Annotated in this window: 12 protein-coding genes; 10 read left to right on the forward strand and 2 right to left on the reverse strand. The window is 32.2% G+C overall.

Features of this window, described 5'->3' with window-relative positions; genetic code table 11:
• Positions 1-42: 42 nt before the first annotated feature.
• The 5 genes from gldD to ACVBED_RS02280 all read left to right on the forward strand — a co-directional run bounded on the left by gldD (position 43) and on the right by ACVBED_RS02280 (position 6013).
• Positions 43-597, forward strand: a complete 555-nt coding sequence (gene gldD, locus ACVBED_RS02260) for a gliding motility lipoprotein GldD (protein WP_447120954.1) — start codon at positions 43-45, stop codon at positions 595-597.
• Between the two features lie 118 nt (positions 598-715).
• Complete coding sequence (locus tag ACVBED_RS02265; RefSeq protein WP_447120956.1) at positions 716-1636, forward strand: PfkB family carbohydrate kinase; 921 nt, start codon at positions 716-718, stop codon at positions 1634-1636.
• An 11-nt stretch (positions 1637-1647) separates the two neighbouring features.
• Positions 1648-3477, forward strand: a complete 1830-nt coding sequence (locus ACVBED_RS02270; protein ID WP_447120957.1) for a peptidylprolyl isomerase — start codon at positions 1648-1650, stop codon at positions 3475-3477.
• 66 nt (positions 3478-3543) lie between these two features.
• A complete protein-coding gene (locus ACVBED_RS02275) occupies positions 3544-4905 on the forward strand; it encodes a peptidylprolyl isomerase (RefSeq protein WP_447120958.1) in 1362 nt (453 codons plus the stop codon).
• Positions 4906-5029: 124 nt separating this feature from the next.
• Positions 5030-6013 (forward strand): NAD(P)H-dependent flavin oxidoreductase, encoded by a 984-nt coding sequence (locus ACVBED_RS02280; protein ID WP_473094416.1) that lies wholly within the window; start codon positions 5030-5032, stop codon positions 6011-6013.
• 12 nt (positions 6014-6025) lie between these two features.
• On the opposite strand, the gene ACVBED_RS02285 is transcribed toward ACVBED_RS02280, so the two are convergent.
• On the reverse strand, positions 6026-6313 hold the full coding sequence (locus ACVBED_RS02285) for a rhodanese-like domain-containing protein (protein WP_447120959.1): 288 nt from the start codon (positions 6311-6313) through the stop codon (positions 6026-6028).
• Between the two features lie 77 nt (positions 6314-6390).
• On the opposite strand from ACVBED_RS02285, the gene queG reads away from it, so the two are divergent.
• The 5 genes from queG (at position 6391) to ACVBED_RS02310 (ending at position 11936) form a co-directional block, all read left to right on the forward strand.
• Positions 6391-7323, forward strand: a complete 933-nt coding sequence (gene queG, locus ACVBED_RS02290) for a tRNA epoxyqueuosine(34) reductase QueG (RefSeq protein ID WP_447120960.1) — start codon at positions 6391-6393, stop codon at positions 7321-7323.
• Positions 7324-7447: 124 nt separating this feature from the next.
• On the forward strand, positions 7448-8128 hold the full coding sequence (locus tag ACVBED_RS02295; protein ID WP_473094417.1) for a TIGR02117 family protein: 681 nt from the start codon (positions 7448-7450) through the stop codon (positions 8126-8128).
• A gap of 151 nt (positions 8129-8279) precedes the next feature.
• Entirely contained in the window at positions 8280-9317 is a 1038-nt protein-coding gene (locus ACVBED_RS02300) for a hypothetical protein (RefSeq protein WP_447120961.1), read from the forward strand.
• A gap of 6 nt (positions 9318-9323) precedes the next feature.
• Positions 9324-10244 (forward strand): hypothetical protein, encoded by a 921-nt coding sequence (locus ACVBED_RS02305; RefSeq protein WP_447120962.1) that lies wholly within the window; start codon positions 9324-9326, stop codon positions 10242-10244.
• A 93-nt stretch (positions 10245-10337) separates the two neighbouring features.
• Positions 10338-11936: a hypothetical protein gene (locus ACVBED_RS02310; RefSeq protein ID WP_473094418.1), complete on the forward strand. Its 1599-nt coding sequence runs from the start codon at positions 10338-10340 to the stop codon at positions 11934-11936.
• 29 nt (positions 11937-11965) lie between these two features.
• Here the strand turns inward: ACVBED_RS02310 and ACVBED_RS02315 are convergent, their stop codons facing one another.
• Positions 11966-12499 (reverse strand): YceI family protein, encoded by a 534-nt coding sequence (locus tag ACVBED_RS02315; protein ID WP_447120966.1) that lies wholly within the window; start codon positions 12497-12499, stop codon positions 11966-11968.
• Positions 12500-12531 lie beyond the last annotated feature (32 nt).

Here is a 12531-nt window from a genome sequence, read left to right on the forward strand (position 1 = left end):
AATTCAATTAATTAGAAATAAAAAAATCACTATTTTTGCCGAATGTTTAAAAACATATTGTTTGTTTGTTTAATCTCGATACTTAGCTCTTGCGTGAAAGATCCGCTTCCTAAACCGAGCGGTGAATTACGTTTAGAATATCCAGCGCACAACTATCAAAATTTTAACCCAAGCTGTCCGTTTACATTTGATTATTCTACATTTTCACAAATAAAAGATGCGAAAAGAGCATGTTGGTTCTACATTGATTATCCAAAAATGAAAGCCAAAGTGTTTATTACCTATTTTCCGGTAAATAATGATTTTAATTTACACGTGAAAGAAGCCGAAAAGCTAGTTTATGAACATACTATTAAAGCCAGTTCAATTGATACAAAGTCTTTTAGCTATCCAGAAAAGAAAGTGTTTGGTAATTTTTACGAATTAAAAGGACAGTCTGCATCAAACATTCAGTTTTATGTGACAGATAGCACAAAGCATTTTCTGACAGCCAATTTATATTTTAATTCCAGACCAAAACCAGATTCGCTTGCGCCCGCCGTAGATTATATTAAAAGAGATATGCTCCATATAATAGAAACTTTTAAATGGAAATAAGTCTGATTTAAATTAATCAAAAATGTGATATGGGACAGGAAAGTGAAAAAATTAACTAAAGATCCAGCAAAAAAGAAATAAAAAACGAGCCACGACTTGGCTAAATAATTATAAGAATATGAAATTACTCGCAGTAGGAACCGTCGCTTTTGACGCTATAGAAACGCCTTTTGGTAAAACAGATAAAATTTTAGGCGGTGCCGCAACTTATATTGGGCTTTCCGCAGCAGTGTTAAAAACAGACGTCAGTTTAGTTTCCGTGGTGGGAGGTGATTTTCCGCAAGAATATTTGGATATGCTGTCCGCAAAAAATATTGGCATCGAAGGTGTGGAAATCATTAAGGACGGTAAAACATTTTTCTGGTCAGGTAAATATCACAATGACTTAAATACCCGCGATACGTTAATTACTGAACTTAATGTTTTGGAAAATTTTGATCCAAAAGTTCCTGCAGACTCAGCTGATGCCGAAGTTTTATTATTAGGAAATCTTCATCCAGCTGTTCAGCTTTCTGTTTTAGAAAAAATGCATTCTCGTCCAAAATTGGTTATTCTTGATACAATGAATTTTTGGATGGATCTTACTTGGGATTTATTAATGGAAATGGTGGCAAAAACCGACGTTATTACAATTAATGATGAAGAAGCACGTCAACTTTCGGGAGAATATTCTTTGGTAAAGGCCGCACAGAAAATCCATACATTAGGACCAAAATTCGTCATTATTAAAAAAGGAGAGCACGGCGCTTTACTTTTCCATGAAGGAAAAATATTTGCGATTCCTGCATTGCCTTTAGAGGAAGTGTTTGATCCAACTGGCGCAGGAGATACTTTCGCGGGCGGATTTGCGGCGCATTTAGCAAAAACAGGTGATTTCAGTTTTGATAATATGAAATCTGCTATTATTGTTGGTTCCGCGATGGCATCATTTACAGTGGAGAAATTTGGAACTGACCGCTTGGTAAATGTGACGAGCGAGGATTTGAAATTAAGAATTGAAGAGTTTAGAAAATTAACTTCTTTTGAAGTGACTTTATAAAATTAAAATTAATGAAAAAAATTATTGCTTTCTTACTCCTTATTTCTATTCAAAATTTTTGTTTTGCACAATATATGATTGTTGGCAAAGACAGTATTTCTTTAGCAAATTTTAAGAAAGATAACTTGTACGGACTTCAAAATTCAGGTGTTGAGAAAACGGTTAAAACCATTCAGGATTTCTATTTGCTGCAACAGTTTGCACAAGAGAAAAAGGCAGATACAATGGCTTATTTTCGAAATGGATTAGGCGGAAAAGAGTTAGAATTACGAAATAAATTATTTTTACCGGCAACTGTCATTGATCCACTTTTAGCCAAATATATTACTGATAATAAAGTAGAAAGAAAAGTTTTAGTTTTTATTAAAGAGTTAAAACCAGAAGACAAAACGCCTTACAGTCAAATATATAATGATGTAAAATCTGGAAAAATAAGTATGGAAGAAGCCATGAAGAAATACATGGACAAATCTGCAGGTGCTTTTTATGTAAAACCGGGAAGTTTAGATAATGAGATGTATAGTTCTATCAAAACTTTACCAAAAAACGGCTTCACAAAATTATACCAAACTTCAAAAGTAGTTGCTTTTGCGCAGTATTTAGATAGCAGGCCAAGTTTAGGATATATGGTTTTTGGAACTATTTCTTACCCAAACGATACACATGCAGCTAAAATGAGAAGTGACATTTACAGCGATTTAAAAAACGGTAAGAAATTTCAAGAAGTTGCTAAACTGTATGGTTTTTCTGAGGCAGAAAAAAACAACGGAGGATTAATAATGGGTTCGCCTACTTTACCTGATGAAGTTTATTCAGCTTTACAAGGTAAAAAAGCAGGCGAATATTCTGAGCCTGTTTTAGTCGCAGATAAATATTTTGTTTTTAATATTTACGCACTTACTCCTTATAATTCTGAGGAGAAAAACAAAGACTTTTTTCAGTCGGAAATGATGAAGTCTCAATATGCAGAACTGGTTCAGAAATCATTGATAGATTATTTGAAATCCCAGCCCGCTTATAAGGAGACGGCGGAATATAGAAATGTTGAGAAATCTTATGCAAGTTTTGAAGCCGAAAAAAAACCACTTGCGGTTTTATACGCGTACAACAATCATCAGTTGACAATAGATGACTTAAAGCAACTACTTGCGGAGAAAGTGAAAGATTCAGATAAATTGAATCCTGAACAATGGAAAGAATTACTGATTATCATCAATTCACAATTTATCTATAATTCTTACGCACAAGATTTTGCTTCTAGAAGTGACGTTAAACCAAGTTTAGATGCAGTAAAAAGAAATCTATATTCTGATTTTATTTTTTCTAATTATTTAAAAAAAGAAATGACCGCTCATCCAGAATTGCTTACTTCTTATTATGACAAAAATAAAAACAAGTATATTTGGGAAAGTAGGGCAGAAGGCCGGGTTGCCATTACAACTGATGAATCATTAGAGACTTCAATTTCAAAAGAAATCAGCGATTCAAAAAACTGGGACTCTTTAAAAAAGAAGTATGAAGGTAAAACAAATGCTAAAAAGCAAAACTTAGTAAATTTTGAAAATGGTGAAATGTCGCAAACAGCGGAAGTTTTCACAAAATACAAAGTGCCTTTTAAAAAAGGGGTTTTTACCACAAAAATGGGTTCTAAAACTTTAGTGATCGCGATTGATTCTATTTTGCCACCAACTCAGATGACTGAGAAGGAAGCTGAAGACTATTTGAAAGATGGTGTTTCGGAGGAAATATTAAATTCTACAATTGCGGCGCAAAGGGCAAAAACCAAAATTATTGTTCAGCCAGAATTCTTAAAAGACTTAGAAAAAAATTTTAAGAAATAATTATAATAAAATATTAAGTATAATTCATTTAGAATCATAAATTTGCAACTTATTTAAAATCAAATAATGACAAAGGCCATAAAGTATTTATTTTTCGTATTTTTTCTTCTCTTGGGCGTTATAAAAGTAGACGCACAAATAAAAGCAGGTCAACTTGTTGATGGTATTTCTGCCGTGGTTGGGAACGAAATAGTTTTAGAATCAGATATCCAGGAACAGCTTACTTATGCGCAACAGCAAGGTGAAAATGTTTCCGATAAATGTAAGTTTTTAGAAAAAATGGTCGGCAACAAACTATTGATTTATCAGGCTAAAAAAGATACCTTGATTGAGAACCGTAGCGCGGCAATTAAAGAAAATACAAATAATAAATACACTCAAATTCTGTCCCAGTTTCCAGACGAAAAAGCGATGCTTACTGCGTATAAATTCAGAACTCCATTTGAGATGAAAAATACGATAGAAAAAATTGATACTGATCAATATTATGGACAGGCAAAATATACTAGAATAACTGATAAAGCAGATGTTACACCAAATGAAGTAACAGATTTTTATGCACTTTATAAAGCACAGCTACCAGAAGTAAAAGATGAGGTCACTTTGGCGGAAATTAGTTTATATCCTAAATTAAAAGAAGCACACAAACAGGAGTTGATTGATAAATTAAAAAAAATTAAGCAGGATATTAAAAACGGTGAAACATTTGAAAATGAGGCCAGAATTTATTCTGAAGATCCTGGTTCAGCAAAGAATGGTGGTCTTTATAAAAATATTTCGCGCGGTAAAATGGTGAAAGTTTTTGAAGCTACAGCTTTAAATTTACAAGATGGGGAAATTTCTGATCCTGTCGAATCAGAATTTGGTTTTCACATTATTCAATTGGTTAAAAAATCTGGTAAGCAATATGATGCACGTCATATATTGCTGAAAGCCGTGCCAGATGCAGGTGAAATTGCAACTGCTAAAAAAGAATTAGACAGTATTAAAACATTGATCGCTAAAGGGGAAATTACTTTTAAAAATGCCGCTTTTAAATTTTCTAATAACAAACAGACAAAATTCAGCGGTGGATTAATTTCCGGGCAGGATGGATCTGATAAATTAGAAAAAACGACACTTGCTGCAAATATTGCTTATCAAATTGCAGGCATAAATAAAGGCGATATGACTGATGTTTTTGAGGATACACTAAATGATAAAAAAGTGGTTTCGCTTTTAAAAGTAGAAGATGTAATTGCAGCGCACCGTTTGGATATCAGTACAGATTATGACCGCGTAAAAGACCTCGCACTTACCAAAAAGAAAAATGAAATGATAGAAAAGTGGATTAATGTAGAAATTCCTAAAACCTTTATTTCCATTGATAACCGCTATGACGAATGTAAATTTAAGACCAATTACAAGAAAACAGCAATGTCAAAATAAAATTTAATCTCTGATTCGTTCAGAGATTTTTTTTTATTAAAATCATACTATTTTAAAACTTTAAATAAGTCTATTCACAACTTCACAACTATCCAACTTTCCAAAATTTTCTTATTTTTGCGCAATGAGTAGTTTTATAGATTTTGGTACAGCCAAAAAGATGAAAGAAACAAGTGAAAATAAAATCAACATTTTATTTCAGATAAAATATCCCATTATTCAGGGTGGAATGATTTGGCACTCTGGCTGGAAGTTGGCTTCTGCGGTTTCAAATTGCGGTGGTTTGGGTTTAATTGGTGCGGGAAGTATGTATCCAGATATATTACGGGAAAACATTCAGAAATGTAAAAAAGCAACCTCAAAACCTTTCGGTGTTAATGTCCCGATGTTGTATCCGAATTTAGAAGAAATCTTCAAAATAATTTTAGAAGAAGATATTAAAATTGTGTTCACTTCTGCCGGAAATCCAAAAACTTATACAGAAATTTTACAGAAGGAAGGTATAAAAGTAGCGCACGTTGTTTCTTCTACAAAGTTTGCGATCAAATGCGAAGAGGCAAATGTTGACGCCATCGTTGCGGAAGGTTTCGAAGCCGGCGGACATAATGGAAGAGATGAAACCACGACTTTTTGTTTAATTCCCAATGTTCGCGAAAATATTTCAAAACCTTTAATTGCTGCGGGTGGAATTGCAGTTGGGTCGCAAATGAAAGCTGCGATGATTCTTGGTGCAGATGGCGTTCAGATCGGTTCTCGTTTTGCGGCAACGAACGAAGCGAGTTCCCACGAAAATTGGAAAAATAAAATAACAGAATTAAATGAAGGCGACACACATTTAACTTTAAAAGAATTGGCGCCCGTTAGAATGGTGAAAAATAAATTTTATCAAGATCTGGAAAGCCATTATGAAAATGGCAGAAATAAAGAAGTTCTCACAGAAACGTTGGGAAGGGCACGCGCAAAGCTTGGTATGTTCGACGGAGATTTAGAAGAAGGTGAATTAGAAATCGGGCAAGTTTCCTCTTTAATAAAGGAAATCTTGCCCGTTGAAAAAGTATTTGAAAATCTTTTATCAGAGTTTAATTCTGCCGATTATTCAAAATTTTAGAATGAAAAGAATTTAATTTTGCTCTAGAGCTCTTTTAACTTCTTCGAATGCGCCGCCATTGTAAACATCCAGCATTCCTTCATTTTTAAAATATTGCATCGCTTTTTCACTTCTAGCACCACTCCTACAAAAGAAAATTTTTGGTCCATTAAAATTAATTATTTCCTGCTTTCTGTCTTCCATTTCACCAAGGGGAATATTGTGCGCTTTTTCGATCTGTCCATCCATTTCCAATTCCATTTCTTCGCGAACATCTATTAAATGGTAATTTCCCGCTTCTATAATTTCTGATAATGTCATTTTATTATTTTTAAATGTATTTTTGTATTTGTTGAAAACAAATTTACCAAAATTTCAACTATCCACAAAGAATTTGAATGCTTCAAAATCAACAAAAATACTCGGATTTAATAAAGCAAAAAGCCCAGAAATTTGGTTTTCAATCTTGTGGTATTTCAAAAGCAGAATTTTTGGAAGAAGATGCACCAAAATTAGAAAATTGGCTTAAAAATAATTACCACGGCGAAATGGCTTACATGGAAAATCATTTTGATAAAAGATTAGATCCTACTTTGTTAGTTGAAGATTCAAAATCTGTCATTTCCCTTTCCTACAATTACTTTCCTACCGAAAAAATTGAAACTTTAGACAATTTTAAAATTTCAAAATATGCGTATGCAGAAGATTATCATGAAATTATCAAAGGAATTTTAAATGACTTAGTTAATGAACTTAAGCAGGAAATAGGTGATTTTCATTGCCGAATATTTGTTGATTCGGCGCCAGTTTTAGAAAGAAGTTGGGCAAGAAAATCTGGAATTGGCTGGGTCGGAAAAAATGCTAATTTAATCACGAAACAGAACGGGTCTTTTTATTTTTTGGCAGAGATTATTTGCGATTTAGATTTAATCGCAGATTCTGAAACTACTGATCATTGCGGAACTTGCCGAAAATGTATCGACGCTTGCCCGACAGATGCGATAATTTCAGATAAAATTATTGATGGTAGCAAATGTATTTCTTATGCCACGATAGAGTTAAAAAATGAAATTCCCACGTCATTTAAAGGTAAAATGGAAGATTGGATGTTCGGCTGCGATATTTGCCAAGATGTTTGCCCCTGGAATCGATTTTCTTTACCAAATAAGCAGGAAAAGTTTCAACCAAATGCTTATTTGAAAGATTTTAAAAAAGAAAATTGGCAGGAACTAAGTCAGGATCTGTTCTCGGAAATATTTCAAAAATCTCCCGTAAAAAGGACAAAATTTGCGGGCTTAGAGAGAAATATTAGATTTTTAACCAAAAATTAGTATTTTATAAAAAATCAGGAAGAATTTTGGTTTATAATAAATTTAATATTAAAAGCAATGTTAACTTTTTAATCTAATTTTACGAAAACCAACATGGCTACTATTTTAAAAAATAACAAATAATATGCTCAAAAAAACACTTAGAATACTTTTAAAAATCATCGGTGCTATTCTAGGATTTGTAGTAATCTATGTAATTTTAGCTTTGGTAATTCCTTTGATCGAAGTTGCAAAAAAAACAACAAATGATGTCGCGAACATTCCCATTTATATATTTACAAACGGTGACCATACAGATTTGGTTGTTCCTGTAAAATCTGAGCAGATTGACTGGAGTTCAAAAATTCCTTATATAGACACCAGATCGAAAAATGGAAATTTTAAATATGTAGGAATCGGTTGGGGCGACAAAGGTTTCTATCTTGACACGCCTACTTGGTCTCAATTAAAATTTTCCACGGCTTTTTATGCTGCTTTTTGGCTTGGTGAATCTGCGATGCACTGCACTTATTATAATGAAATGAAAGAAGGAAAAGATTGTAAAAAAATCATGCTCACCAAAAATCAATATGGTGATTTGATTAAATTTATTGACATAAAATTTGATAAAAATAAAGATGGAAATAATATTTTAATTTCTACAAATGCCGTCTATGGCGATAATGATTCTTTTTACGAAGCCAAAGGAAGTTATAGTTTTCTTTATACCTGCAACACCTGGACAAACAATGGTTTGAAAGCAGCCGGACAAAAAGCCGCGCTTTGGACGCCAAGTGATTTTGGGATTTTTGGGCATTATAAGTAGAATATATTATTTTTGTATAAAATCCGTTTTTATATTTCTGATCATATAAAATTTGATTTAAAGTAAAAGTAATAATTGAGCAAAATTAATCACTTGTAAAATGATCAGTAAATATTAATAGTAGGCTTATCACAAACATAAATTAAAGTAAATGAGTAAAAAATCTAATGCAATTGGGCCAAGTGAAATCTTTCTTGCGGTGCTTGCAATTTTGTTGATCAGTGTCAGCTTTTATCAAACCTGGCTGGGATTAGAGCAAATTTTTGGCAATGCTTCTATTGTGATCGCTTTTGTTTTATCACTGTTATTATTGTTTTTAATATTCATGATCCGTCAGGCAAAACTGGAAGGAAAACCAACCAGAAGTTTGGTCGGGATTTACATTTTCGTAGCTTCCTTTTGTTTCATTGCTAATTTCAATGCGCTTTATACGCGTTTCATGCGCACGGATATTTATACGTCGGAACTTCGAAGCATTAATGAAAATTTTAATAAACTACAGGCAGATGTCGAGACTAAATTTAATTATAAATACGATAAAGCCACCACGCAGAATGTTGAAATTAAAAAGAAGCAATTAATAGAACAGATCAAAGATCCTGGTAATAAAGGAATTGGGACGAGAGCGCAATCTTTAATTGCAGATATTGAAAAATTAACGGGTCAAAAAGTGGACTTATTAACGCCAGTAAAAAACGATTACGCAGATTTATCAGAAAGAATGGGCAAACAGATCGATAATATGATATCAGATCTGTCACCAGAAGAAAGTGTGCTGAAAAGTGATATTAATGTTTCGGTTGTAAAATGGAATAAAAAAATTCAGGATCTGTTACTTTTGTCAAAAAAAGAACAAGATGAAGCCTCACAAGGTTTGATTGATGAATCTTTATCCGATTATAATAAATTGGGGAATCGGGCGCAAACCGTCTTAGGTGCTGAAAAATATAAATTTACACCAGAAGTTTCCAAAACGCAGGAAGTGGGAAAAATTGGTTTTGCTTTTGAACATGCAATCAAAAATTTTGGTGTTTATCAATTCGTGGTTTTAATGGGCTGTATTTTATTAGATTTTGTAATTGTAATTATTGTTCTTTTGGTAACGCCAGATAACAGTGGAAATAATGATAATAACGGAAGTGTTTTCAATAATAAGCGAAGCGGCAGAACTTTAATCCCAAAAAATTAGAAAATAATGGACGATACTGAAAAATTTGATCCGCTGTCTTTTGAAAATCAGGAAACCATAAAGCCCTTATCTTTTGATACCAATACCGGCTCAAACGATAATTTCGTGCCTTTAGCAAACGCAACAACAAATGATATAAAAAATAAAGATAGCAATTTTGTCTTCTTTTTTGGTGTTGGAGAATCGGGAAAATCCGTAATTCTTTCGGCTATTTTATATTATTTAAGTTCACAAGCTGGAGTTTTAAGACCAAAATTGGGTACGCCAAATTCAAAAGAAGCACAAGGTTTACTGTCAGACTTTTTTGAAAATATTCGACAAGGAGTTTTACCGAGTAGAACAACGCGCGATCAGGTCACAAGATTAGATCTGATCTTTGAGCCGAATAATAAATCTAAAAAAGTGCCCCCCATTAACCTTACATTTCTGGAAACTTCTGGGGAAAATCATAAAGATATTGGACGTGGCGGTACTTATCACAGCAGTATTGACGCTTATTTAAACGCCAATATTCCGCTCACTTTTATTATTGTTACAAGTTATGATAAGGCGCATCAGGAAGATACATTAATCAATGAATTTTTAGATGAGCTGGAACGAAAAGGTCAAAATCTGAAATCAATAAACGTGATTTTAGTGGTTTCCAAATGGGATAAATCTGGTCGTTCTGATGTTTCCAGTGAAGCAGAATTAGAGAATTTTATCATAGAAAGATTACCAAGAACCAATAACCGCATTAATTCCTATGAACTTAATAAAACCTATTTTACAATAGGAAGTTTAGAAAATGCAGGTGAAGGTGAAAGAATTAGATCACTCAATTTAGCGCCTGCGGAAGTGCTTTCAAATTGGTTGTATGAAAGTATTGTCGGTTATCCGTTGGACTATGAAGGTACATTTTGGGAGAAGATTAAATTTGGTTTTTAATGCTTTATGACCTTGCGCTTAATAAATTTACAAATGAAGACTCATGAAGTTAGGCGATTGCATAAGACCTTAAAAAACAATAAATAACTTCATATGAAAGATCCAATTTATTTACTGGCTTTTGGTACATTTGGAAATCCCAATGGTTTCCGGCAAAGTCCTTTTATTGCAGAAGATCCTCAATTTTTTAAATCAATTAAAACATTTGATTTAAATACAAACAGTATTAAACTTTTCCCCGGAAATACACTTTACGCCATCCGGAAGGAAATTGTAAACGGCTTAAAGACAGTTGCCTACACGATTTATACTTATGCTAAGGAGCAGGATTCTGATCGTGGAGGCACCTTTATCGGTTCGAGTTTAATTTTTATTGGTGAAATTGCTGATGAAAATATTACAATTTCTAAGTTAAATGAATTTCACAAAACTTTGGTATTAAAAAACACCAAGGATGATGTGATTTCCGTCAATCATTCCAATCAGTTTTCCGCAGAATTGCCAAAGGATTTTGATAAATTGAGTTTTAATTCTAAAAGTTTTAATGATTTAACGGATTTTAAAAGTTCCAATAAATATTTAGTTGTCTTTTGTGAAACAAAGCCAAATACTCTGAATAATTATTTTAGCGAAGCTTTAAAAATGCTCAATAAATATGATTGCATTTACTTTACAAACAGTGAAGAAATAGCAAAATTTGTAAATGAGAAAGGGATTTATAAATTGATCCAAAACGTTGGACATCATTTAGAGTATGAAAATGAACTCAATGATTTTAAATTAGAACATGAAGAAAAAATTAATTTTCAAATTTTGGAATTTGAAAAAGAAAAAAAAAATTTAGGTATAGAAAGAGATAAAAGGGTTTCGGAACTGGAAACGCAGCTTGGTATAAATTTAAAATTTCATGAGGAAAATCACGATAAAATAAATGCTTTAAAAAAAAACATTTCAGACGGTAATAAAAATTATGCAGAATTCTTAAAAATTATCAGTGAAGCAATCTTATTACTAAAATCTCATCAAAATATCGACCATGTAAAACAATTTTTTGTCGAAAATAAGCGTCAATTTTTGGATAGTTTAAAAAATGGAAGAGAAGTTGTAAATTTTAAATTAACACCGTTTTCTGAATTAAAATTTAAACCAGATTTTGAAAATTCTAATTTTTCACATCAAAATTGGGATAACAATAATTCTAAATTAAAATCTAAAAATAATAATAGATCTGACAAACCAAAATACGATGTCTTTAAAATTTTGACGTTTTGCTCTCTATTTTTATGGTCTGGAAGTATCGTTTATTTTTTTATTATTAATCAGAAAAAAGAATCAGCGCCAATTTCGGTTCAAAATATTTCGGATTCTATAAAGCAAAATTTAGATATAGAAAATTTAAAATATAATTTAAAACCCTTTCCAAATGACAGTTTATCCAAAGGCAGCTATAAAATTTTGGCAAATAAATTAAAGGAAAGTTTAAGTTTAAATAAAGTTGTGGAAATTGTTTTTAGTGTAAATCCTGAAAGTATAAAAAAATATTATCAGTTTCAAAAAGAAGATTATAAAAAGATTCTATTTCAAAAAAACCCGAAAGCTTTTTCAATTATTCAAAATGATACTATTTTTACAGATAAAGATTCTATTAGAGTGATTCCTTCAAGAAAATTAGAGAAGGCAACAGTTAAATAAAAATTTTTTAAGATTTTTTTTCTCTTCGTTTAGTTAGCGATAGCGTTGATGGTGATAGCAAGGTTGTTTCCTGTTTTCAAGGTGTTTAAAAACATTGAAGGAGGATTTATGCCATAATCTGTCATTTTGATAGTGGTTGTACCCGAAATGTTATAGGAATCCCCACTTTTAGTTACATTAACAGGAAGATTTATTGTTTTTGTGATATTGGTAACGGTAAGCTTGCCGGTCATCGTTCCTTTTCCAATATTAATGGAGGTTGCGATAAAAGTAATGTTTGGAAATTTATCTGCGAGAATTGCTTTGTATGCGTTATTATCCATAGCACCTTTTCCACTTTTGAGAGTTTTACCATTCATAGAATATCTAACATCTTTGATCATATTTCCGGAAATGATTCCAGAAAAAGACCCGTTTTCAGAAGTCATAGTCCAGTCGTGAAAAGTAGAGGTTCCCGAAACTACTGTTTTAACAGAGTTACTGCTAATTTTTTGTCCAAAAAGTAATCCTGAGAATAATCCTACAGCGAGAAGAATTATTTTGAATTGTCCTAAATTTTTCATCGTTTCTTTATTTTAATATCTTTTTTTATCTC

The sequence above is a fragment of the Halpernia sp. GG3 genome (assembly GCF_052976925.2).